Origin of the sequence: Rhodococcus sp. MSC1_016 (assembly GCF_023667485.2) — a bacterium.
Classification (GTDB): domain Bacteria; phylum Actinomycetota; class Actinomycetes; order Mycobacteriales; family Mycobacteriaceae; genus Rhodococcus_F; species Rhodococcus_F oxybenzonivorans.
Window position 1 is genome coordinate 5,431,816 of record NZ_JAMOZI020000001.1, and the last position, 24,223, is coordinate 5,456,038.

Below are 24,223 nucleotides of genomic sequence, written 5' to 3' on the forward strand. Positions count from 1 at the left end.
AGGACACGACGATGCAGGACTGGACAACGGAGTGCGACGTTCTTGTAGTCGGCTCGGGCGGCGGCGCGCTGACCGGCGCATATACGGCCGCCGCGCAGGGTTTGCGCACCCTCGTCCTCGAGAAGACTCCACTCTTCGGCGGCACCTCCGCCTACTCGGGCGCCGCCGTCTGGCTTCCGGGCACAGCTGTCCAGGAACGGGCCGGCATCGGCGACTCCACCGAGCTGGCTCGCACCTATCTGCGCGCCGTGGTCGGCGACTCCGAGGTCGAACGCCAGGAGGCGTATGTCGCCACCGCCCCTGAGGTCGTCGACTTCCTCGAGCAGAATCCGCACCTCGACTTCGAGTGGCGTCCCTTCCCCGACTACTACAAGGCGCCGGGCCGCATGGACGCCGGCCGCGCGATCAATCCCCTCGATCTGCCCGGCGACGAGATCGGTGACCTTCGTGAGGTCATCCGTCCGGAGGCCGACGTCGATCGCGCCGGGCAGCCGCACCCCGAGGGAACTCTGATCGGCGGGCGCGCTCTGGTCGGGCGTCTCCTGATGGCGTTGTACGGAACCGGGCATGCGGAGCTCCGCACCGAGACGGCGGCCCACACACTGATCGTCGAGGACGGTCGCGTCGTGGGTGCCGAGGCCACCGACGCGGCCGGGCAAACGATCCGCATACGTGCGCGGCGCGGCGTGCTCCTCGCCGCCGGAGGGATCGAGGGCAACGCCGGTCTGCGCACCGAGAACGGCACGCCGGGCAGAGCCGAGTGGAGCATGGGACCGCGGGGGGCGAACACCGGCGACCTGCTGGCGGCGGCTGTGGAGGTCGGCGCCGACACGGCACTCCTCGACGAGGCCTGGTGGTGCCCGGGCGTCGAACTTCCGGACGGCTCAGGCGCTTTCATGGTGGGTGTACGCGGCGGAATCCTGGTGGACGACACCGGGGAGCGGTACCTCAACGAGTCGCTGCCGTACGACCAGTTCGGCCGCGCGATGATCGAACACCGAAGTGCGAACTCTTATCTGGTCTTCGATTCCAGGGAGGGCGGCCCCGTTCTGCCGGCCATCTCCATCCCGTCGATTCCGGCGCAGCAACACCTCGAGGCGGGCACCTGGGTCACCGCCGACACCATCGAGGAACTCGCCGAGAAGATCGGCGTCCCGTCCGACACGCTTCGGCGCAGCGTCGAACAGTTCAACGACTACGCGAAGCACGGTGTCGACGAGGCGTTCCACCGCGGCGAAGATCCCTACGACGCCTTCTTCTGCCCGCCCGGAACGGGTGCCGACGCACCACCGAATCCGGCGCTCGGACCGATCGCGCAGGGGCCGTTCTACGCTGCCCGCATCATCCTCAGCGATCTCGGCACGAAGGGTGGCGTCCGCACCGACGCCGATGCCCGCGTGCTTCGCGCGGACGGCAGCCCGATCGAGGGGCTGTACGCGGCAGGGAACACCAGCGCCTCATTGAGCGGACGCTTCTATCCCGGCCCCGGGGTCCCGTTGGGCACCGCAATGGTGTTCTCCTACCGGGCAGTGCAACACATGCGGAACTGATCAGACGAGGTTGTCCTCCACCGGAAGTCCGAACGCGCCCCTGCCGAACAGTGCAAGGGCGCGTTCGGGTTCGTTGGCCACATGCACGCTGCCCGCGTGAGCGTCGCGCCAGGCCCGTTCGATCGCGTTGCCCCGAGACAGCGAGCTGCCCCCGGCCGTCTTGAAGAGCAGGTCGATCGCCTCCAGCGCGCGCTCGGTCGCCCGCACCTGGTCGCGACGGACTCTCAACCGCAGCGCCATCGGAAGTTCCTCGCCCGCGACCGCGAGCTCCCACAGCTCACGGACGTTGCGGTCCATCTGCAGGATCGCCGCATCGATCTCGGACGACGCCCGGGCCACCGACACCTGGGCGAACTGGTCCTCCACGAAGCGGCCACCCCCGAGGCTCAGACGCACGCGTTCACGCATCACCGTCAGGAACCGCTCGTAGCAGCCGGCCACCACACCCACACCGGGGGCAGTGACGGCCGTGGTGAAGATGGTGGCGAACGGTAAGCGGTAGAGCGGTCCCCGGTTCACCTTCTGCCCGGCTCCCCGTAACTGCGCGGTCTCGAAGTTGCGTTTGGTCCGGTAGTCGGGCACGAAACAGTCGTCGACGGTGATCTCGTTACTGGCTGTCCCCCGCATACCGACCACGTCCCACACGTCGTGGATGCGGTAATCCGACCTCGGTACGAGCACGGTGAGGAAATCGACCGGCCTACCTTGCGTTCCCACCACCATCGCGCCGAGCAGCGCCCACGACGCGTGTTCGCAGCCCGAGGAGAAGTGCCAGTCACCGGACAGCCGATAGCCTCCGTCCACAGGCGTCAGCCGCCCCACGGGGGCGTATGCGGACGACAGCAGCACCGAATTGTCGTGTCCCCATACGTCGCGCTGAGCGCGGTCGTCGAACAGCGCCAGGTGCCACGGATGCACACCCAGCACCGAAGCGAGCCAACCCGTCGATCCGCAGACCCCCGAGATCGCACGCACCGTCTCGTAGAAGTGAACGGGATTGCACTCCGCACCCCCGTACCGCTTGGGCTGCAGCATCGCGAACATCCCGGCGTCCCCGAGTTCGCGGATCACCTGTTCGGACACGCGTCGCGATTCGTCCACCTTGTCGGCGCGCTCCGCGATCATGGGCAGCAATTCACGGACCGACAGCAGCACCTCGTTGACCATCTGCGGAAGGGTATTGCGCGATCGGGGCACCGTGGACGACGGTCTCGCTCAACGGGAAGCGTGCACACACCCACCACACGCCAACCGGTCCCGTCCAGTGAGACGTCTCGGATCGGCCTCGTCCCACTGACCTAGCGTGCTCAACACCACAGGTACGAACGAGCAGGAGAGGACGGGACGCATCGTGAGCACCCAGCAGTCCGACAGAGACGAGGTCCGCGAGATCGTTGCGGGCGCTGCACCGACCCGATTCGCCCGCGGCTGGCATTGCCTCGGTTTGTCCCAGGATTTCCGGGACGGCAAGCCGCATTCGCTCGAGGCCTTCGGCACCAAACTGGTGATCTTTGCCGACAGCTCTGGCAAACTCGCCGTACTCGACGGCTACTGCCGGCACATGGGCGGCGACCTCAGCCAGGGCACCGTCAAGGGTGACGAGGTCGCGTGTCCGTTCCACGACTGGCGCTGGGGCAGCAACGGGCGCTGCAAGAAGATCCCGTATGCCCGCCGCGTACCGCCGCTGGCTCGTACCCGCTCGTGGCACACCCTCGACCAGGACGGAATGCTGTTCGTCTGGAACGACCCGGAGGGTAACCCGCCGCCGGCCGACGTCACGATTCCCCGAATCGAGGGGGCGCTCGACGACGACTGGACGGACTGGGTCTGGTACCGCACCACGGTGAACACGAATTGTCGTGAAGTGGTGGACAACATCGTCGACATGGCGCATTTCTTCTATGTCCATTACTCGTTCCCCACCTATTTCAAGAACGTCTTCGAAGGCCACGTAGCCAGCCAGTTCATGCGCGGCCAGGCCCGCGAGGACATGCGCCCGCACGCCTCCGGACAACCCAAGATGGTGGGAAGTCGTTCGGATGCCACCTATTTCGGCCCGTCGTTCATGGTCGACGACCTCACCTACCAGTACGAAACCCACGACGTCGACTCAGTGCTGATCAACTGCCACTATCCGGTCAGCGCAGACGAGTTCGTGCTGCAGTACGGGATCATCGTCAAGAAGTCGAAGGAACTCGAGGGTGATGCCGCCACCGAGATGGCGAAAAACTTCGGCACCTTCATCGCCAAGGGATTCGAGCAGGACATCGAGATCTGGAAGAACAAGACCCGCATCGAAAACCCGTTGCTGTGCGAGGAAGACGGCCCCGTCTACCAATTGCGCCGGTGGTACGAGCAGTTCTACGTCGACGCGGCCAACGTGACACCGCAGATGACCGAACGGTTCGAGTTCGAGCTCGACACCACGCGCCCGGTGGAGTCGTGGAAGAAGGAAGTGGAAGACAATCTTGCACGAAAGGCGCTGGAATCCGATGCAACCGCTGCAGTGCACTGAGTGCGGTGCGCGGGTGCTGGTCCAGAAGAACAGCTGGGAGCACACCTCCGTGCAGTGGGACGACCTCGCCCGCGGCCGGTGCCACCAGATCGCCGGCTCCGGCGACGGCCGTCCCGGGTCCCCCCGGAAGGGCTGCGACGCACTGACCACATCCATCGTCCGAGCGGCGGAGCGGGGCGACATCACGGTGCGCGACCCCGACCCGGTTCCCACCCCTATCGTCGTCCCCTGAACTTCCTTCGAAAGGACACCCCATGATCGACACCCACCAATACGGGCCGTGGGCCGTGATCGCCGGCGGGTCGGAGGGCGTCGGCGCAGGTTTCGCCGACGAACTGAGCCGCTCCGGAATCAACCTCCTGCTCATCGCCCGCAAGCCGGAACCACTCGAGGAGACGGCCGCGAAGGTTCGCGCGAACGGTGCGGAGGTCCGCACGCTCGCGCTCGACCTCCTCTCGGCGGACGCCTTCGACCGCATCCGCATCGCCACCGACGACGTCGAGGTGGGCCTGCTGATCTTCAACGCCGGGGCCAACAGTTACGGGCACGAATTCGTCAGCGGCGACCTGACCGGATTTCAAGGCGTCATCGATCTGAACATCACGTCGCAACTGCAGCTTTCGCATCACTTCGGCGCGAGAATGAAGGAACGCGGGCAGGGTGGGATCATGCTGGTGGGGTCACTGGCCGGATATATGGGTTCCGAACACCAAAGCATCTACGCGGCATCGAAGGCCTTCGGGCGCATCTTCGCGGAAAGCCTGTGGCTCGAACTGGCACCGTTCGGCGTCCACGTACTCGAACTGGTCCTGGGCGTCACCCGCACCCCCGCGATGGTGCGGGCCGGACTGAATTTCGACCTCCCCGGCATGAACGTCGCCGAACCCGAAGATGTCGCGCGTGAAGGACTCGCACACCTAGACGACGGACCCGTCTGGGTGGCGGGCGGCAACTACGAAGCAGCCCAGAAGCGGAGCGGATTCCCCCGCGACACACTCGTGCAAGGTGCCGCCGCGGGTATGCGGAAGCTGCTGGGTCGCGGGTGACGGCGGGCGGCCGCAACAGTCGCCGCCCAACGTCAAGACGAGGACCGATAGGCGTCCGCGCCATGGGTGCGCGGTCACACGGTGTAGTCGGTGTCCATGGCTTGGCGGCCCTCGCAATTGTTGGCCTCGGGGAGCCGCGCGGCACGGGTTACGGGAGGAGCCCGAGTCGGCGAGCGCGCGATACCGCCTCGACCCGGGAGCGGGCATCCAGCTTGCCCATCGCTCCACGCAGGTAGTGCTTCACCGTTTCCGGTTTGATCGACAGCCGGTGCGCCACCGCGGCGTTGGTACATCCGAGTGCAACATAGGTAAGGACGTCGACCTCGCGACCGGACAATGTGACATCGGTGGCGGGAGCGTCACCGCGGGACAGGCCGGCGAGTTTGTCGGCGAGAGCGTGCAGACTTGTCGCGAGTACTGAGTCGGGGGTCGTGCGGGTCAGCACCCGCAGCTCGGTGTGGATCTCGCGGATACCTTCGATCAGTGCCGATGTTGCGGGTGCTTGCCCTCCTTCGACGAGTGTGTCGATCAACGCGACCCGCCGGTCGACTTCATCTCGAATGTTGATCTCTGCAGCGAGTCGGTCTCCGGCCCGGCCCAGCATGTCGAGGATTCGACTCCCGATCGGTGTGGACTGCCGAAATGCGGCGTAAATGATGGCGCGCGCTCCGCCGCCGACCACCACCGGTACAGCGACGATGGAGCGCAGTCCTTCGTTGATGACCGGCCGGTCGTAGTCGTGGGTGATGGTCCGAGCAGTCGCGTAATCCTCGACCGACTGCGGCCGAAGCTGGGTGATCGCGCGCCCGCCAAGCCCCAGCATCGGTGAAATCGACAGGCCGCGCAATCCGGCAGTTCTGGTGCCGAGCGTCTCGGAAATCTTCAGTGTTCCCTCGGACACGGGGCCGCCGAATACGACCGCGGGTGTCACAAACTCCTTTGCGATGACGCGTAGCTCGGCGCGAAGGGCATCGTCATCTCGCGGTCGGAGCAACCGTGCTGAGCCCTCGGCGCAGTAAGGGGGACCCTCGGCGCATGAATTTGTCACCTCCACCTCCTCGTGGCGGGCCTCGTGACTGGTGGCGCGTGATCCGAGAACGACGTCCCTCATCTTCTCTTCATCTCGCGCAAAGGACGGGTGCAAGAGCGGCGCGTACTGCGGGGCAGCGAATTCGTGTGCTGCACCCGGCGGGTTGATCAGCGGGTGTACATCGATTTCGTGCGGACGTAGGCGTCCAGACCTTCCGGTCCCAGTTCACGGCCGAGACCACTGGCCTTGACGCCCCCGAATGGGGCGCCGATGTCTAGATCGAAGAAGTTCACACCCACGCTGCCGGTCTCGATCCGACGGGCCAGGTCGAGGCCCTTTTCGGGATCGGAGGTCCAGACCGTTCCGCCCAGGCCGTACTCGGAGTCATTGGCGATTGCGACGGCATCGTCGAGGTCGTCATACGGCAGGACGGTCAGGACCGGCCCGAAGATCTCTTCCCGCGCGACGGTCGCCGAGTTGTCGAGGTCGGCGAACACGGTCGGTTCCACGAACCATCCCCGGTCGAGGTGTTTCGGCCGGCCGCCTCCGGCCGCGACGGTGGCGCCTTCCCGTCTACCCGTGTCGATGTACGCCTCCACACTGTGCCGTTGGCGCTCGGACACCAAGGGTCCCACTCGGGTGGCGAGGTCGGCCGGGTCCCCGACCACGAGAGTGGATGCCAAATGTGCTACCGCGTCGACTGTTTCACGGTAGCGAGACCGGGGGGCAAGGATTCGAGAGGACAGATAGCAGGTCTGGCCATTGTTGAGCAGGCTCGCCCAGGACAGTCCCCTGGCGACGCTCACCAGGTCCGCGTCGTCGAGGATGATGGCGGCGCTCTTGCCTCCCAGTTCCAGGGTCACCGGTCGCAGCAGGCGACCGCAGGTCTCCCCGATCACCCTGCCGGCGGCGGTCGACCCGGTGAAAGCGATTTTGTTCACCTCGGGGTGGGCGACCAGATACGCACCGATCTCTCGGCCGCCGGTCACGATGTTCAACACACCGCCGGGCAGCCCTGCTTCTTCTGCAGCGTCCGCGAGTTGAAAGGCGTCGAGCACGGTTTCGGGTGCGGGCTTGAGGACCACGGTGCTTCCGGAAGCGAGTGCGGGGGCAAGCTTGAACATGGTCAGCGACTGGGGAAAGTTCCACGGAATGATTGCGGCGACAACGCCGATCGGCTCGCGGCGCACGATCGTGGTGGACCGACCGTTCGCGGAGACGCGCGGCATCTCTACCGGTGTCTTCTCGGTGAGATCGGCGTAGTACCGGAGCGTCGCAACCGGACCGCTCCCCTCGGCCGCTAGAGATATCGCTGCCGGCATGCCGTTCTCGTCGGTCACGATGGCGGCTGTGTCTTTTCGGCGCCGGTCGAGCGCATCGGCGAAACGGCGCAGGGTGTCGGCACGTTCAGCCGGTTCCAACGCAGACCACTCCGGTGCACGCAGGGCGCGGCGGGCTGCGGAGACTGCGGCGTCGACGTCCGCTGGGGTACTGTCCGGCGCCGACCCGACGGGTTCCTCGGTGGTCGGCGAGATGACCGTGATGCGGTCGGAGGTGGACGGCGTATGCCACCGGCCGTCGATGAACAGATGCGATCGGGTGTACTTCATTGGGGAACCTCGGTCGTCGTGGTGCGCGGTCAGGGATGCGGGAGAAGAACCGGTTTGATGGTGTCGCCGCTGGCGGCGTCCGCCTCGGCGACTGAGATCTCGGCGAGAGGGTAGGTGCGGATCAGTCGGTCGAACGGAAACCGGCCTTGACGCCAGAGTTCGATCAGGCGGGGCAACAGCAACTGCGGGACAGCGTCGCCTTCGAGGATTCCCATGATGTTCTTCCCGGCCGCCAGCGCGGCCGGGGCGAGGACCAGTTCGCGGGTTGCGGCGCCGACGAGTCCGACCGTCCCCGTGGGCCGGAGGCTGTCGATCGCCGATGCGATCACCTGCGGAACCCCGGTGGTGTCGAGGGCGGCATGCGCTCCGCCCCCGGTCAGCTTCCGGATCTGTCGCGCGATATCGTCAGCGGACCCCTCGATCACGTCCGTCGCACCGAGTTCGAGGGCGAGATTCAGGCGACTCGCGTGCAAGTCGACGGCGATGATCCGGGAGGCACCGGCGACCCGCGCGGCCATGATCGCCGACAGACCCACCGCTCCGGCACCGAACACGGCGAACGTGTCTCCCGTACCGACTTTCAAGGCGATCAGCACGGAGCCGGCACCAGTCTGAATTCCGCAGCCGAGCGGACCCAGCAGATGCAGGGGCAGATCCTTGTCGACAACTACGACGTTCCGAGCACTGACGACCGCGTGGGTGGCCAGAGAGGACTGTCCGAACCACCGTGATGCAATGGCGTTGCCGCTCAGGTCGGTGAGCGGGCCGGGACCCTCGGTGCCGCGGCCGGACAGGTTGCGCGCGAAGAACCCGAAGCAATACGCCGGGTGACCACCCGCGCAGTTCTCACACAGCCCACAGGAATCGAACGACAACAAAACATGGTCGCCGACCGCGATTCCGGATACGCCGGCACCGACTTCTTCGACGACTCCGGCTCCCTCGTGGCCCACCACGATCGGCGGCTGAGCCAGAAACGATGGGTCCCTGGGCAGGACGTCGGTGTGACAGAACCCGACACCGGCGATGCGGACCCGCAGTTGGCCACCCGTCGGGTCGGCCAACTCCACCGTTTCGATCTGGAACGGTGCGTCGTGGTGGCGCAGCACTGCGGCTTCGATGCGCATCAGAAAGCTCCCTCTGTTCGGTGCGGTAGCGAGAAACGTACTGCCGACCGCCTGTACGGCCGATAACTTGCTCTTCGCCCATTCACGCGAGAAGTTCCGCTACCGCCTCGATCGAGGAATAACCGAGGCCCTGAAGCAGCAGCGTTGTGACCGCCGTCTTCTCCCATCGAACGAGGTCTTCTTTGATCTTGTCTCGTGATCCGACGAGCGCGACATCCTCGACCATGGCCAGGGGCACCGACGCTATTGCTTCGGATTTGCGCCCCTCCAGGTAGAGACGCTGAATGCGTGCGCATTCCGCTTCGTAACCCATGCGCACAAACACTTGATTGTGAAAGTTGGCCTCCTTCGCGCCCATTCCACCCACGTAGAGCGCAATGTTGGGCCGGATCGCGTCGGCTGCCTTCTCGATGTCGTCGTCGATGACAATGGGGACCGTGGCGGCGATGTCGAAATCGTCGAGAGATCGACGGGCCCCGGGTTTCGAGAAGCCTTCCTCGAGGGCTCCTCGATAGAAGTCGTCCATTCGGGGCGAGTAGAAGATCGGCAGCCACCCGTCGGCTATCTCCGCGGCGAGTGCGATGTTCTTGGGCCCCTCGGCGCCGAGATAGATCGGGATCTCGGGACGAAGGGGGTGAAGCATCGACCGGAGTGGCTTTCCGAGGCCGGAGCCACCTTGCAGCGGGAGTTGGTAGAACGCACCATCGTTGTTACTTACGGGTTGGTCTCGTCGCACGAACTTTCGAACAAGTTCGACGTATTCCCTTGTGCGAGCGAGTGGTCGAGGATACGGCTGCCCGTACCATCCCTCGACGACCTGTGGCCCCGAGACGCCGAGACCCAGGATGAAGCGGCCTCGAGACAGGTGGTCCAATGTCATCGCCGCCATGGCGGTCGCCGCTGGGGTTCGCGCCGACATCTGCAGAATGTTGGTGCCCAACTTCACGGTACTGGTTGAGGCGCCGTACCACGCCAAGGGAGTTAAGCAATCAGATCCGTATGTCTCGGCAGTCCAGACCGAGTCGTAGCCGAGACTCTCCGCAAGAGAGAATGCCGCTCGCTCGTCGTCCGAGGGGGCGGAAGACCAATAGCCCAGGTGAAATCCCAGTTTCATCGTTTGCTGTCCCTACTTCGTCGTTATGGGTGTGGTTCGTTGTCGAGGTATGTGAATCCGGTCGTCGCGTCTACCGAGACGGGGGAAGCACGCTGTCACCCGTCCGGGTGGTCCGGAGGTCGTCGACCGCCAATTCGTCGGCGTCGTAGCGGCGGCGCAGGTCCTTCTTGTCGAGCTTGCCGACACTGGTCTTGGGGAGGGTGTCGACGAAGCTCCACCGTTCAGGAAGCCACCAACGGGCGACCTTGCCGTCGAGGAACGCGAGCAACTCGAGTGCAGTGACTGCCGCTCCGGGCTTCACGGTGACGCACACGAACGGGCGTTCCTCCCATTTCGGATCAGGTACGCCAATCACAGCAACCTCGATGACGGCTTCGTGCTCGAGCAGGGCGTTCTCGAGTTCGACCGTGGAGATCCATTCTCCGCCGCTCTTGATGCCGTCCTTGAGCCGGTCCTTGAGCTGGATCCACCCACCGTCGTGCAGGACTCCGAGGTCACCGGTGCGCAGCCATCCGTCGTCGAACTTGTCCGGTGCTGCGGCGCGAAAATAGGTGCCCGCGATGGTGGCGCCCCGCAGCTGTACTTCGCCGACGGACCGGCCATCCCAAGGCAGTTCGTCGCCGGATTCGCCGACGATGCGCGCCTGCACTCCGGGGACGATGCGCCCTGTCAGGCTCGCCCAGTGCGCCAGGTCGGCGTCGGGTGTGTTGTGGGGTGGCCGGGAGAACGTCAGGAGTGGGCTGGTCTCGGTCATCCCCCATCCCTGCGTCAACCGGACGCCGTGGTGGGTGGCCATGCTCCGCACCAGTGCGGCCGAGAGAGGGGAGCCACCGGATACGGCCAGACGTAGGCCGGTGAAGTCGACCGCCTGGGTGCGGGCGTACTCGTCGAGACCGGTCCACAGTGTCGGCACGGCGGCGGCGGCGGTGGGCGCGAGGTCGGTGATGATGCGGGCAAGGTGGTTGATCTGAAGAAACCGGTCGTTGAGGATGATGTCGGCCCCGCTCGTCCAGGCGGCGTGCGGCCAGCCCCAGGCGTTGGCGTGGAACATCGGCACGATCGGCAGAACCCGGTCGGCGTCGGAGAAACCGAAGGCGCTTCCGGTGGAGATTTGCAGGCTGTGCAAATAGATGGACCGGTGGCTGTAGGCCACTCCCTTCGGGTCGCCGGTCGTACCGGTGGTGTAGCAGAGCGCGGCGGCGCTGCGTTCGGGTAGGCGCGGCCACTCGAAGTCGGTCTCGGTATCCAGCACGTCGTCGAGATGGTGCAGTTGCACACCGGCGGGAACGGTCAGGTCCGCGTCGCCGGCGATGATCACGTGCTCCACGGTGGGGAGGCGGTCGATGATCCGCTGCAGCTGGGGCACCAGGTCGGCATCGACGAGGATCACCTTGTCCTCGGCGTGATTGGCGATGTAGACGATCTGATCATCGTGCAGTCGCAGATTCAGTGTGTGTAACACCGCCCCCATTCCCGGTACTGCGAAATAGGCAGCCAGATGCGCCGGGCTGTTCCAGCACAACGTGGCAACCACATCGTCCCCGGACACGCCGAGCCGGCGCAGACCTGCCGCGAGAGCGGTGACCTTGGAACCGAATTCGCGGAAAGACAGACGCAGCACCTCGCCGCCCTGATAGTGCAGAACCGAACTGTCGGGGTGGGTGCGAAGGCCGTGCAGGAACAAATCCGACACGAGAAGGTCGACATCTTGCATGGTGCTGTGCATGGCAGGTCCGTCCTGGCTGTGAGGATTCAGGGTCGTTCCGCTGCGCCGTCGGCCGAATTGCGGAGCCGAAGCCGGTCTTGACCCACGGACAGCTGCTCCCTACCATAGACCGTACGTACGGTCAGTCAAGTACTGATTCCTGCTCGTCCATCCCTTCCTCCCTGCCCCGAAGGAAACGCCATGACGTTATCGGCCCTGCACACCGATCTCGGAAGCCCCGACGCGTACATTCACGGAGTTCCTCACGAGGTCTTCGCCGACCTCCGTCGCCACGAGCCGGTGGCGTGGATCGAAGAGCCGGCCGGTGGGGGTTTCGCCGGCGGCCCCGGTTTCTGGGCAGTCACCCGCTACGACGACGTGATGACCGTCTCGAAGAACCCGGACATTTTCTCCTCACACAAGGGCACGTCGTTCCTGCGTGATCAACGCCCTCAGGATCTCGCGGCCCTGCAGCAGATGATGCTCAACCTCGACCCCCCGGACCACTCGCAGATGCGGTCGATCGTCAGCAAGGTGTTCACCCCGAAGATGGTGCGCGGGATGTTCGACAGCATCGCTGATCACGCCCGCGCCATCGTTGATGCGTTGCCCGACGACACCGAGATCGATCTCGTCGAACACATTTCCGCAGAGATGCCGCTTCGGGTCCTGGCCGACGTTCTCGGGGTGCCGTCGGAAGATCGGCACCTGCTTTACGACTGGACCAATCGGATGGTCGGACTCGACGACCCCTCCTATGGAGGGCGCGAGGCTTTCCTCTCTGCGTTCATCGAAATGTTCAAGTATTCCAACGCACACACCAAGGCCAAGCGCGCCGAACCCGGCTCCGATGTGTGGTCACGGATCGTCAATGCGGAAGTCGATGGTGCCCGGCTGTCGACCGAAGAGCTCAACCGCTTCTTCCAATTACTGGTCATCGCTGGAAACGAAACGACGCGCAACCTGCTGACCGGCTTCGTCCTCACGCTGAGTGAGCACCCGGGCGAGCGCAGCAAGCTGGCCACCGACCCGGCGCTGCTGCCGAACGCCATCGAAGAAGTGCTGCGATTCCACTCCCCCGTCATGCAATTCCGGCGCACGGTGACCCGACCGACCGAACTCGGCGGCAAACAGCTGCACGAGGGACAAAAGGTGGTCATGTTCTACGTCTCGGCCAACCGGGACGAAGCACAATTCGACGACCCGGACACGTTCCGCATCGATCGGGGTGCCGCCAATCACCTTGCCTTCGGCGCCGGCACCCACTTCTGCCTGGGTAACAGCCTCGCGCGCCTCGAAGCGAAGGTGCTGCTCGAAACCCTGTTCACGCGATTCCCGCACTGGCAGGTCACCGGGCCGCCGGACCGTTTCCGGTCGAACTTCATCAACGGGATCAAAAAGCTTCCCATTCACCTCGGAAAGGCCACGTCATGAAGCTCTGCGTCGACCGCACCAAATGCACCGGCCTCGGAATCTGCGAATCCCTCGCCCCGGACTACTTCGAAATCGACGATGCCGGTCAATTGCTGGTGCTGCGCGAGCACACCGATGACAGCGACATCGACGATGTCCGTGCCGCCATCGAAGGGTGCCCGACCGAGGCACTCACCCTTGTCGAGGACTGAGACCATGCCCGAGCAGAATCTCGTGGTGGTCGGGGCGTCGTTGGCGGGTCTGCGTGCCGCCGAGGCAGCCCGCAAGGCGGGATTCACCGGAACGGTGACCCTCGTCGGCGCCGAGGAACACCTGCCCTACGACCGCCCCCCGTTGTCGAAGGCGTACCTCGACCCTGGACCAACCCCTCCGGACACCACCTTCCGTGCCCGCAGCACCCTCGACGACGCCGGAATCGACCTGCGTCTCGGCACCACCGCCACCCACCTCGACCCGGACGAGAAGACAATCCACACCTCGCACGGCTCACTGCCCTACGACATCGCCGTCATCGCGACCGGATCGTCGGCGCGGATGCTGCCGGGAACGGCCGCCATGACCGGTGTCGTCACGTTACGCACACTCGACGACGCGGTCACCGTCCGCGCCGCCCTCGACAACCGGGCCCGCACAGTGGTCGTCGGTGCCGGATTCATCGGCTCCGAGGTTGCCTCGGGGGCACGCAAACGAGGCCTGAACGTCACCGTGGTGGAGTCGCTGCCGGTTCCCCTGGTGCGCGCGATCGGTACGGACATGGGCCGTGCCTGCGCGGACCTTCACCGACGCAACGGAGTGGACCTGCGCTGCGGCGTCGGGGTCGAGGAAGTTCTCGGCAACGGACATGTCGAGGCCGTGCAATTGTCGGACGGATCAACACTCGAGGCCGATCTGGTCGTGGTCGGCGTCGGTGCGGACCCCGCCACCGAGTGGCTCGAGACCTCGGGCATCACTCTCGACCGCGGTGTCGTCTGCGACGAAACCATGGCGACCACGCTGCCGGGGGTTTACGCCGCCGGGGACGTCGCCCGCTGGCACAACCCACTCTTCGAGGCATCCATGCGGCTCGAGCACTGGACCAGTGCCGCCGAGCAGGGAGCACTCGCCGTCCGCAACGCACTCGACCCACGAGCCGCGAAGCCGTACCGCAGCGTGCCCTATTTCTGGTCCGACTGGTACGACACCCGCATTCAGTTCGTGGGAGTGCCCGAGGCCGACGAAATACGCGTTGTCACCGGACATCTCGACGACGGACAGTTCGTGGCGCTCTACCGGCGCGGCGACCGGGTCGTGGGCGCACTTGCCCTCGACCACCAGTCCCACATCATGAAATATCGTGCCCTGATCGCCAAAAGCGCGAGCTGGGAGCAGGCGCTCGACTACGCGCGCACCCGCCAGCCCAAGGACGCGACGCTCGACGCGGGCCGCTGACACAAGGCCCACCCCGACACACTGCAGAAAAGAGGGCCATGCCAGAGCGCAACGCCACCATCGTCGGATACGGGCTCACCGAGGTGGGCAAGGTGTACGGGAAGACCGCGCGTGGTTTCGCCGCGGAGGCGGTCCGGCTGGCTGTCGCCGATGCCGGACTGTCCCTCGGCGACATCGACGGGCTCCTCGTCAACGCCCGCACGGGAACCGATCTCAACCTGACCCTCGCCCGCACCCTGGGGCTCGAAAATCTGCGGCTGCTCAGCGAGATCAATGCATTCGGCGCCTCGGCCGCCATCATGATCGCCCAGGCCTCGAAGGCGGTGCTGTCCGGCGAAGCGGAGGTAGTGGTGTGCGTTTTCGCCGACGACCCCAAGAAGCAGGACACCGGCGGAGCGCACGCTTACCGGGCAAGCTCCCTGACTGCGACGGGGTTCCGCAGCGCGGAGACCGCAGCCGGGTTCACCAGCGTCAATCACCGCTACGCTCTGGCGGCTCGCCGCTACATGGACCGCTACGGACTCACCTCCTCCCACCTCGGCGCCGTGGCGGTGTCTCAGCGGGCGTGGGCACTCGACAATCCGGTGGCCCAGATGCGAGCACCGTTGACCCTGGACGAGTACCACCAGTCTCGATGGGTGGTCGAACCGCTACATCTGCTCGACTGCTGCCTCGTCTCCAACGGTGGTGCCGCAGTCGTGGTGACCACCCCGGAGCGGGCACGGGATCTACCGAATACCCCGGTGTACGTCCGCGGGTGGGGCCAAGCCCACCCGGGATACGTCCTCGAACGTGACAGCGATTTCGGCCTCGTGACCGGCGCCGCCATATCCGGGCCGGCGGCGTTGAAGATGGCCGGAATGACCGTCGACGACATTGATCTGCGGGAAATCTACGACTGCTACACCTACACCCTCCTGGTGACGCTCGAGGACTACGGATTCTGCGGTAAGGGCGAAGCCGGGGAACTAGCCGCCAGCGGGGCACTCGCCCCCGGCGGCACCCTGCCCACCAACACCGGCGGCGGGCAACTGTCGTCTTTCTATCTGTGGGGCATGACCCCGTTGATGGAAGCCCTCACGCAACTGCGAGGAGAAGGGGGCCGACGGCAGGTCCGTGAGCACGCCACCGCCATCGTCAGCGGCAACGGCGGCATTCTCGACCACCACGGCACCCTGGTTCTCGCCACGAGCTCGGCGTGAACACCAGCAACGGAGAAGGAACACGATGACATTTCCCGCCGTCCGGGACGAGACCTCGGCACCGTACTTCGATGCCCTCCGGGAGGGCAGGTTGATCTTGCGGTCATGCACCCGTTGCCGGCATATCGGCCGACCCGACACCCTCAGCTGCAGCTCGTGCCACAGCGACGAGCTCACGTGGGTCGGCTCCACTGGTGACGGGGTGGTGGTGTCCGCAGTCGTCGACCACGCGAGTGTGCCCGAGCCCACCGTCCTTGCGCTGGTCGAGCTCCGAGAAGGACCGTGGATTGCCAGCCGCATCCTCGACGTCGCCACCGCGTCCGACGTCCCGGTATGCGCACCGGTGCGGTTGCGCATCACCGAATTTGCCGACGGTGAAGCGATTCCCACGTTCGTTCTCGCCACCTGACCATCACATCGACGGTGCGCCGGATCCACGACTGATCACGCAGCGCTTAGACTGACTGCACAATCAGGACCGTGAACGAGGTGGAGGTAGCGCGATGGCAAAGGCCGGTACCCGGCTGGCCGGAAAAGCCAACGAGATCCTCGAGGTCTTCACGCACAACGTCGCGCAGTTCGGCTACGACGGGACGAACCTGAGCGACATCGCCAATGAGTTGTCGATCTCCAAGGGCACGATCGTCCATCATTACGGCACCAAGGATCGCCTGCTCGCCGCCCTGCACACGTCCTACATGCGCCGCCGCCTCACCGAAGCGAAGTTGCTGATCAGCAAACTCGACCATCCCGAGCAGCAACTCGCAGGACTGCTGTTCGCGTTCATCCTTTACCAAGAGCACGACCGCGACGCCACCATCGCGTTCCAGCGCGAGGTCATGCGCCTGGCAGCGCTCGATATCGACACCGAGGGACTCGAACTACGCGCCGAATACATCCAGCTGGTGCGTGACGTGATCGAAGCCGGAATCACCTCGGGACGGCTTCGAAAAACGGATCTGCGGATTCAGTCACTGCTGATGTTCGGATCCGCGCAATGGGCCTACACCTGGTTCGACCCGAGCGGTGACGAATCCGCCGAAGAGGTCGGGGCAGCACTGGTCGATCTCGTGCTGGGCAGCCTCCTGGTCCGTCGCACAGCGCTGCCGGCGTTGGCGAATCCGAAGGGCCTGGCTGCCCAGACCGCGCGGCAGTGCCTGCTCGAAGCGTCCGCCGAATCCGGCAGCGGGCTCGCCGCATCCTGACCACTTCACCGCGTCGCGGCGAGACCAACGCTCGCGCCACGACGACGGTGGACCACGCCCGCCAGGCACGTAGTGGGAAAAGGAGCATCGGTCACCACTCGGTGCTGGGCCCATCCGTGTAGAGACCCTCTCCGGCCACGCGGTACTTCTACGCCGGGTCGGGTCGCTGTATACCAGGGCCATGAGCAGTCAGGCGTCCGCGCATATGCGTGCCGATTCGACCCGGCGCTCAGCGCGCACGCCAGCCGAATCTTATTGCGCAGCAATAATTATTCAAATAGAAGTCACATTCCTTCCGATACGTGTCCCCACTGGGCACTCGGCACAGCACCCGACTGGGTAGCCCCGGTGGGGAGAGCTCTCCATATTCGGATTTTTCGCCCAACTTCTTCGGTGACCCCTTGTGCTGTACGTCACGCTTCTGCTTTACTGACCGTGCGTACGGTCACTAGTTGAGTCGGACGAAACGGACTGAACAACTTCCCTCGAGAGGTGCCTGATGGCTTCACCCATCCACCATGTCTTCGACCCGATCACCTACTGGGTATCGCAGGATCCCACCCGAGTCGCCCTGCGATTCGGGGACGAGTCGTGGACATGGCAACAATTGTCGGACCGTGTGCGGCGTAACGCCGCAGCGCAGTCCGCACTCGGGCTGGCACCGGGTGACCGGGTCGCGTTCCTGGACAAGAATCACCCGGCCAGCATCGAGACGACACTGGCGTGCGCCTTGGCCGGAACGGCCAACGCGGTACTGAACTACCGCCTCGCACCGTCCGAATTGACCTACGTCATCAACGACAGCCAGGCCGAACTGCTGATCCTCGGCGCCGAATTCGTCGATGTCGTCGAGACGATCAAGCCGAACCTCGACCATGTGCGCACCATCATCGTCCTCGGTGGTGAGGCGGACGAATACGAGGCGTGGCTCGACAAGGCGCCGCCACGCCACATCGCTCATTCAGCCCATCCGGAGGATTGCTTCCTGCAGCTCTACACCTCCGGCACCACCGGGTACCCAAAGGGTGCCATGCTGACGCACCGCTCCGTGGGCGCGCACAGCATTGCGGCCAGCGCGGCTTTCGGCTTCGCCCGAGACAGCGTGAACATGGTGGCCATGCCGCTGTTTCATGTGGGCGGCACGAGCTGGGCACTGGCCGCGATGGCGCAGGGCGCGGAGACGGTCCTCGTACGCGAGGTCGTTCCCCCGATGGTTCTGGATCAGATCACCCGCCACTCGGTCACCCACGCGTTCTTCGTCCCCGCCGTCATCCGGTTCTTCCTGCAGGTTCCGGGTGTGTCCGCACGGGACTTCCCCTCGCTGCGCTGCCTCGGATACGGCGGATCACCCATGCCCGAACCCCTCCTGCGAGAGGCGATGAGCACCTTCGATGTCGACTTCTACCAGGTCTACGGGATGACCGAAGCCTCTGGAGTGTTCTGCGTACTCGGGCCGCAGGCCCACCGCGATCCCGCCCGGCCCGAGCGCCTCCGCTCAGCAGGCCAGCCAATCGAGGGTGCCGAGGTCCGGGTGGTGGACCCAGTCAGCGGGGACGAGGTGCCCGCCGGCGAGGTCGGGGAATTTCAGATCCGCGGACCGCAGGTGATGGCGGGATACTGGCAGCGCGAGGCGGACACCACCGCCAGTTTCGATGGCGAGTGGTTCAAGACCGGCGACGCCGGCCGACGGGACTCCGATGGGTTCTACTACGTCGAAGACCGGGTCAAGGACGTCATCATCTCCGGCGGTGAGAACATCTACCCCGCCGAGGTGGAACGTGTGGTGAGTGAATTCCCCGACGTCGCGGAAGTCGCCGTCTTCGGCGTTCCCGACGACAAGTGGGGGGAAGTAGTCCACGCGGTCGTGGTCGCGAACAGCGGCGCCGACATCGACGAAAACAAACTGCTCGACTTCTGCGCCGCTCATCTAGCCGGTTACAAGCGACCCCGCACCATCGACATCGTTCCGAGCCTGCCGCGCAACGCGACAGGAAAGATCCTCAAACGCGAACTGCGCGCACCCCATTGGGCGGGCCGCAGCCGATCGGTCTGACTGCCAATCCTTGCAGCACCCACCACCACCCCATCCGAAAGGGATAACACCATGAGCTACTTCACCGACGCCACCGAGGTCTACCGCTACCTGGGTGGAGTCTTCCGCGCAGCCAACGACGAACCGACCGCCGGCCCGGCGCTCAAGGACGCCGACCTCATCCTCCGACTCGACTACACCAACCCCGATTCGTCGCTCACCGTCGCACTGAAGCCAGAAGGCATCGAGGTGATCGAAGGCGAAAACGACCTCATCCCGGATGTCCGGTTGGCGATGTCCGCCGACAACGGCAACAAGTTCTGGCGCGGTGAGTACAACGTGGCGGTGGGGTTGGCCAAGGGCCAGGTCAAGGCCAAGGGCCCGGTGTCGAAGATCCTCAAGCTGATTCCGATCTCCAAGCCGCTGTTCCCGATCTACAAGAACCTGGTCGCCGAGAAAGACGCCCAGCACAGCTGATCACCCGGCCTCGAGCAAGGACAACCCAACCATGACAGCCATACCGCACTACACCCAGTTCATCGACGGTCATTGGGTCGATACCGCCCGCACGTTCGACATCATCGACCCCGCGAACGGCGAACTGGTCGCCACCGTCGCCCGAGGCTCCGTCGAGGACCTCGACCAGGCGGTCGCCGCCGCCAAAGCCGCCCACGCCCGGGGCGAGTGGCGCTCGAAGACGCCGGACGAACGCGCCGACATCTTGTCGGCAATTGTCGCCGACCTGTCCGAGCGCATGGAGGACCTGGTCGCTCTGCACGTCAAGGAGAACGGCGTCACCGTCCGCCAGGCAATGGCCTTCCACGTCGGGTATTCGATCTCGCACCTGCAGTACTTCGCCGACTTGGCCCGCACCTACGAATTCGAGCGGTCAGGACCGCAATTGTCCTACCCCACACTGGCATCCGGGATCGTGCGCCGTGAACCGATCGGTGTGGTCGGCGGCATCGTGCCGTGGAACTTCCCGCTGCTGCTTGCTGTGTGGAAACTCGGTCCTGCCCTGGCGGCCGGCAACACCATCGTGCTCAAGCCCGATGAAAAGACGCCCCTTACCTTGCTCGAACTGGCCAAGTCCGCAGAACGAGCCGGGCTGCCGAAAGGCGTGCTCAACATCGTCACCGGTGCCGGCGAAGAGGTCGGTGCCCGCCTCGCCGCACACCCGGACGTACGCAAAATCGCCTTCACCGGGTCGACGGCGGTCGGCAGGGAGGTCAGCAAGCTCGCCGCGGAGAACATCAAGAAGGTCACCCTCGAACTCGGCGGCAAGGGACCGAACATCGTGCTCGCCGACGCCGATATCGACTCCGCGGTCGACGGGGCACTCTTCGCCTGCTTCCTCTACGCCGGTCAGGCATGCGAATCGGGAACCCGGTTGCTGCTGCCCGAGAGCCTGCACGACGAAGTCGTCGACCGCCTGGTTCAGCGGGCGGCGACCATCAAGGTCGGCGACCCGTCGGAGTTCGACACCGACATCGGCCCGATCATCTCCGCCGAGCAACACGCACGGATCCTCGACTACATCGAAATCGGCCAGAAGGAGGGCGCAACCCTCGCGTTCGGCGGCGAACCCCCCACCGGAACGCAATTCGAGCAAGGGCACTGGGTGCGCCCGACGATCTTCACAGACGTCACACCCGACATGCGCATCGCCCGTGAGGAGATCTTCGGTCCCGTCCTGTCGGTTCTGAAGTACCGCACCGTCGACGAAGCCGTCGCGATCGCCAACGACTCCGAGTACGGATTGTCGGCCGGGGTGTGGAGCGAAGACCTCGAAGCGGCACTCGACGTCGCGGCGCGAATCGAGTCGGGCACCGTCTGGATCAACGACTGGCATATGGTCAACGTTCTCTACCCCTTCGGCGGTTACAAACAGAGCGGGAACGGCCGCGAACTCGGGCCTCACGCGCTCGACGAGTACACCGAGGAGAAGTTCGTCCACGTCGACCTCTCGCGGTCCCTCGACCGCAAGGTGTACGACCTCGTCCTGCCCGCGGTCCCGACGGCGGTGGACCGATGAGCCACGCACGTGTCGCGCTGTTCGAGGCGCCGGACGAGAAGCTCACGGTTGTCGACGTGCAGATCGGACCGCTCGCCGAGGACGAGATTCGGATCCGCGTCGCCGGCGTCGGGATCTGTCACACGGACCTCACCGCTCTGCGCGGTGGTGTTCCCCTGCCCTTGCCTGCGGTGGTCGGACACGAAGCATCCGGGATCGTCGAAGAGGTCGGGGCCGAGGTGACGACCCTCGTACCCGGAGACCACGTCGTGGTCAGTTTCGACTCCTGCCGAACATGCACTCAATGCACCTCGGGGCGGCCGGCCTACTGTGAGTTGTTCGCGGCGCTGAACTACTTCGGCACACGCCTGGACGGCTCGACCACGATGAGCCGTGACGGCGAACCGGTCCACGGCAACTGGTTCGGCCAATCCTCGTTCGGAACCCATGCCGTCGCGAGCGTACGCAACGCCGTCAAGGTCGACGAATCCTTGCCCCTACACCTGCTGGGGCCGCTCGGCTGCAGCTTGCAGACCGGGGCCGGCACCGTAATGAGTGTCCTGCGGCCAAAACCCGGGCAGAGCATTGCGGTGTTCGGTCTCGGCGCGGTCGGGCTCAGCGCTCTCATGGCGGCCAAAGCGCTCGGCTGCACACCCATCATCGCGATCGATCCGAACCCGGAACGTCTGAATTTGGCGACCGAGCTCGGCGCCACCCACACCCTCGACCCCAATGCGATCGACGACCTCGCGTGGGCGGTCACCGACATCAGCGCCAACGGTGTCGATTTCAGCGTCGACGCCGTAGGGCTCGAGTCCGTCGTGCAACAGGCGCTGGCAGTGCTGCGATCCCCAGGCATCTGCGCCACCCTCGGACTACAAGGCCTCGAAAACGACATCGTGATCGACCAAGGCCATCTTCTACTCGGTCGCACACTCACCGGGGTCATCGAAGGCGACGTCGACCCCCACCAGTTCATCCCACAGTTGGTCGACCTGTGGAAGAACGGACAGTTCCCCTTCGACAAACTGATCGAGACCTACACACTGCCGGAAATCAACGAGGCGCTCGCGGCAGCCGCCGCGGGTTCCGTAATAAAACCGGTGATCGTGTTCGACTGAGCGCTGGAAACCGGGAAACATGTTCGATCGTCGTGGCGAGAGTGTCCCTCCCGTCTGTGAACCCCATCCATCAACACATCACCGTGTTCAACAAAGAAGGATCTGACTCGATGTCTATCGACACCACCGCTGTCACTGCCGATTTCATACACAATTTCTTCGCGTGCGTCGACGCGCACGATTTCGACCGGGTCGAATCAATGCTCGACCCCGAATGCGAGATTGTCGCTCCAGGATTCACCCAGGTCGGTGCCCCCTATGTCTGCCTCTGGATGGCCGGGTTCTTCGCGACCTTTCCCGATCTTCGCCATCGACCACGCCGCGTCGTGGTCGATGGCAACGAGATCGCCTTCGAACTGCACGTGACCGGGACGCACACGGAAGACCTCCCGCTGCCGGACGGCTCGAGCATTCCACCGACGGGGCGGTCCCTCGACATCACCCTGGGAGAATTCTGGACACTCGCCGAAGGCCGGGTGAAGAACTACACCGTGTACTACGACCACCACGACTTCCTCACCCAAATGTCAGCACTGGATTCAGATGTGGCCAAGAATCACGTCGGGTAACCCGGATCGATGCGAACATTGCTCGGTAGCTGCGAACGCCGCGGAATGCTCATGCTGCGTTGCCAACTCGTCTCCGAGCTACCAGAGAACGTTGACTTCACGGCATGCCTGGAGCCGCGGCGCATCGCCTGCAGCAGATGTTCTCCGCACCCCCCATTCGGGGGTTTCGGTCCGTATCGAGCCATGCCAGAGTTGTGATCCGCATCACCAATACCCCTAGGAGGGTTCGGATGAATCGTCGTCGTTTTCGCGCCGTGACCGCCGTGGCAGTCACGCTCGCTGCGGTGGCCATGTTCGGGTCGGCTGGACAAGTGGTGGCCGAACCACTAAACGCTGCAACCGCAGCGGATTTCTATCTTCCACCGAATCCGTTGCCCGCCGGTAACAGTGGGGATCTGATCCGCAGCGAACCCTTCCGCCCGCTGGGTGGTTCGCCATTGGCGGTCCTGGTACCGGCCGCGTCCGCCACCCGAATCATGTATCTCTCCTCCGACACCGTTGGCGCGCCGGTCGCGGTCACCGGAACGATTCTGGAGCCGACCGCGGCGTGGTCGGGGTCCGGGCCACGCCCCCTCGTCAGCTATACGTTCGGCACCATCGGCGCGGGCGACAATTGCGCCCCCTCGAAATTGATCGCCGACGGCATCACTACCGATGGTGCCGGAACACCGATGCCCAACTTATACATTCTCGACGTCGTGTCGCTGCTGGCACGCGGCATCACTGTCGTGGTCACCGACTATGAGGGGCTCGGTACCCCGGGCGCACACACGTACCTGCAACCGGTACCCGAAGCGCACGCCGTGCTTGACGCAACACGCGCCGCCATTCGCTTCGGCGTGGCGACACCGCAGGCGCCGGTGGGAATTTGGGGATACTCACAAGGCGGCTCGGCAGCCGGTGGCGCCGCCCAACTCGCCCGCAGCTACGCTCCCGATCTCAACCTCGCGGGCACCGTTGTCGGCGCACCGCCCGCGAACGTCGCCTCTACCCTGTCGAACGTCGACGGTAAAGCGCTCACCGATGTAATCGGGTTCTTCCTCAACGGTCTGCTGGCCAGCCACCCGGAATTCACGGACGCCGTCATCACGATGCTGAACTCCGACGGGATCGATTTCCTGCACCGCACCGCAACCGAATGCAACGTGAACGCCCTACTCCATGCCTATCAGCCCACCAGTTCGTTGACGGTCAGCGGCCGACCCATCATCGACGAACTGCAAGCCAATCCCGCGATCCGGGCCGTTCTCGACAGTTTCAATCTGGGGACACCAGCCCCCGCTGATCCCGTTCTCCTCGCTCAGAACGTCAACGACGACGTCACCCCCGCCGCGGACACCTACGGCTTGGAGAACGCCTGGCGTGGGGCGGGCGCCGACGTAACCGTGGCACACCTCGACACGCCTCCGCTGCTACCGCAGCTCGGGGTCGCGGGGCATGGGGCCGGGCTTCTCCTCGACAATCCGACCGCTGTGCAATGGCTCATCGACCGGTTCAACCATTGACACGCTGGCCGATTCG

22 protein-coding genes are annotated in these 24,223 nt (G+C 65.0%); 16 read left to right on the top strand and 6 right to left on the bottom strand.

Annotation, left to right across the window (positions count from 1 at the left end):
* The first annotated feature begins 11 nt into the window (after nt 1-11).
* Nucleotides 12-1,550 carry an FAD-dependent oxidoreductase gene (locus tag L1080_RS25360; protein WP_250775107.1) on the top strand — a complete coding sequence of 513 codons (1,539 nt, stop codon included), beginning with the start codon at nt 12-14 and terminating at the stop codon, nt 1,548-1,550.
* On the opposite strand, the gene hsaA is transcribed toward L1080_RS25360, so the two are convergent.
* Nucleotides 1,551-2,717: a 3-hydroxy-9,10-secoandrosta-1,3,5(10)-triene-9,17-dione monooxygenase oxygenase subunit gene (gene hsaA / locus L1080_RS25365; protein WP_159918569.1), complete on the bottom strand. Its 1,167-nt coding sequence runs from the start codon at nt 2,715-2,717 to the stop codon at nt 1,551-1,553. It lies immediately after the preceding gene.
* Between the two features lie 184 nt (nt 2,718-2,901).
* Here hsaA and L1080_RS25370 point away from each other — a divergent pair, with 184 nt between their 5' ends.
* The 3 genes from L1080_RS25370 to L1080_RS25380 are packed head-to-tail and all read left to right on the top strand — an operon-like array spanning nt 2,902 to nt 5,111.
* A complete protein-coding gene (locus L1080_RS25370; protein WP_250775360.1) occupies nt 2,902-4,065 on the top strand; it encodes a Rieske 2Fe-2S domain-containing protein in 1,164 nt (387 codons plus the stop codon).
* Nucleotides 4,043-4,297, top strand: a complete 255-nt coding sequence (locus L1080_RS25375) for a hypothetical protein (protein ID WP_250775109.1) — start codon at nt 4,043-4,045, stop codon at nt 4,295-4,297. Before L1080_RS25370 ends, L1080_RS25375 begins: the two co-directional genes overlap by 23 nt.
* Nucleotides 4,298-4,319: 22 nt before the next feature.
* Complete coding sequence (locus tag L1080_RS25380; protein WP_250775111.1) at nt 4,320-5,111, top strand: SDR family NAD(P)-dependent oxidoreductase; 792 nt, start codon at nt 4,320-4,322, stop codon at nt 5,109-5,111.
* Nucleotides 5,112-5,259: 148 nt separating this feature from the next.
* Here L1080_RS25380 and L1080_RS25385 read toward each other — a convergent pair whose 3' ends face one another.
* From L1080_RS25385 to L1080_RS25405, 5 genes are all read right to left on the bottom strand, one after another.
* Complete coding sequence (locus L1080_RS25385; RefSeq protein WP_250775113.1) at nt 5,260-6,159, bottom strand: helix-turn-helix transcriptional regulator; 900 nt, start codon at nt 6,157-6,159, stop codon at nt 5,260-5,262.
* 149 nt (nt 6,160-6,308) lie between these two features.
* Complete coding sequence (locus L1080_RS25390) at nt 6,309-7,751, bottom strand: aldehyde dehydrogenase (RefSeq protein WP_159918564.1); 1,443 nt, start codon at nt 7,749-7,751, stop codon at nt 6,309-6,311.
* Between the two features lie 29 nt (nt 7,752-7,780).
* A complete protein-coding gene (locus tag L1080_RS25395; RefSeq protein ID WP_250775116.1) occupies nt 7,781-8,878 on the bottom strand; it encodes an NAD(P)-dependent alcohol dehydrogenase in 1,098 nt (365 codons plus the stop codon).
* Nucleotides 8,879-8,960: 82 nt separating this feature from the next.
* A complete protein-coding gene (locus L1080_RS25400; RefSeq protein ID WP_250775118.1) occupies nt 8,961-9,992 on the bottom strand; it encodes an LLM class F420-dependent oxidoreductase in 1,032 nt (343 codons plus the stop codon).
* A gap of 70 nt (nt 9,993-10,062) precedes the next feature.
* Entirely contained in the window at nt 10,063-11,718 is a 1,656-nt protein-coding gene (locus L1080_RS25405; RefSeq protein WP_250775120.1) for a fatty acid--CoA ligase, read from the bottom strand.
* A gap of 180 nt (nt 11,719-11,898) precedes the next feature.
* Here L1080_RS25405 and L1080_RS25410 point away from each other — a divergent pair, with 180 nt between their 5' ends.
* From L1080_RS25410 to L1080_RS25465, 12 genes are all read left to right on the top strand, one after another.
* Nucleotides 11,899-13,131: a cytochrome P450 gene (locus L1080_RS25410; RefSeq protein ID WP_250775127.1), complete on the top strand. Its 1,233-nt coding sequence runs from the start codon at nt 11,899-11,901 to the stop codon at nt 13,129-13,131.
* Nucleotides 13,128-13,322, top strand: coding sequence for a ferredoxin (locus L1080_RS25415; RefSeq protein WP_105423174.1), 195 nt, complete (start codon nt 13,128-13,130; stop codon nt 13,320-13,322). The genes L1080_RS25410 and L1080_RS25415 overlap by 4 nt, the downstream gene beginning before the upstream one ends.
* Nucleotides 13,323-13,326: 4 nt before the next feature.
* Complete coding sequence (locus tag L1080_RS25420) at nt 13,327-14,559, top strand: NAD(P)/FAD-dependent oxidoreductase (protein WP_250775137.1); 1,233 nt, start codon at nt 13,327-13,329, stop codon at nt 14,557-14,559.
* A 38-nt stretch (nt 14,560-14,597) separates the two neighbouring features.
* Nucleotides 14,598-15,761, top strand: coding sequence for a thiolase family protein (locus tag L1080_RS25425; RefSeq protein ID WP_250775139.1), 1,164 nt, complete (start codon nt 14,598-14,600; stop codon nt 15,759-15,761).
* Between the two features lie 25 nt (nt 15,762-15,786).
* Complete coding sequence (locus tag L1080_RS25430; RefSeq protein WP_250775141.1) at nt 15,787-16,170, top strand: Zn-ribbon domain-containing OB-fold protein; 384 nt, start codon at nt 15,787-15,789, stop codon at nt 16,168-16,170.
* Nucleotides 16,171-16,264: 94 nt separating this feature from the next.
* Nucleotides 16,265-16,966 carry a TetR/AcrR family transcriptional regulator gene (locus tag L1080_RS25435; protein WP_250775143.1) on the top strand — a complete coding sequence of 234 codons (702 nt, stop codon included), beginning with the start codon at nt 16,265-16,267 and terminating at the stop codon, nt 16,964-16,966.
* Between the two features lie 499 nt (nt 16,967-17,465).
* On the top strand, nt 17,466-19,019 hold the full coding sequence (locus L1080_RS25440; protein WP_250775145.1) for a long-chain-fatty-acid--CoA ligase: 1,554 nt from the start codon (nt 17,466-17,468) through the stop codon (nt 19,017-19,019).
* 51 nt (nt 19,020-19,070) lie between these two features.
* The gene (locus L1080_RS25445; RefSeq protein ID WP_159918554.1) at nt 19,071-19,475 is read left to right on the top strand and encodes an SCP2 sterol-binding domain-containing protein; all 405 of its coding nucleotides are present in this window, start codon (nt 19,071-19,073) and stop codon (nt 19,473-19,475) included.
* 31 nt (nt 19,476-19,506) lie between these two features.
* Nucleotides 19,507-21,033 carry an aldehyde dehydrogenase family protein gene (locus L1080_RS25450; protein WP_159918553.1) on the top strand — a complete coding sequence of 509 codons (1,527 nt, stop codon included), beginning with the start codon at nt 19,507-19,509 and terminating at the stop codon, nt 21,031-21,033.
* On the top strand, nt 21,030-22,133 hold the full coding sequence (locus tag L1080_RS25455; RefSeq protein ID WP_159918552.1) for an NAD(P)-dependent alcohol dehydrogenase: 1,104 nt from the start codon (nt 21,030-21,032) through the stop codon (nt 22,131-22,133). The genes L1080_RS25450 and L1080_RS25455 overlap by 4 nt, the downstream gene beginning before the upstream one ends.
* A gap of 110 nt (nt 22,134-22,243) precedes the next feature.
* Nucleotides 22,244-22,702 (top strand): ester cyclase, encoded by a 459-nt coding sequence (locus tag L1080_RS25460; RefSeq protein ID WP_159918551.1) that lies wholly within the window; start codon nt 22,244-22,246, stop codon nt 22,700-22,702.
* 230 nt (nt 22,703-22,932) lie between these two features.
* A complete protein-coding gene (locus L1080_RS25465) occupies nt 22,933-24,207 on the top strand; it encodes a lipase family protein (protein WP_250775147.1) in 1,275 nt (424 codons plus the stop codon).
* The last annotated feature ends 16 nt before the right edge of the window (nt 24,208-24,223 follow it).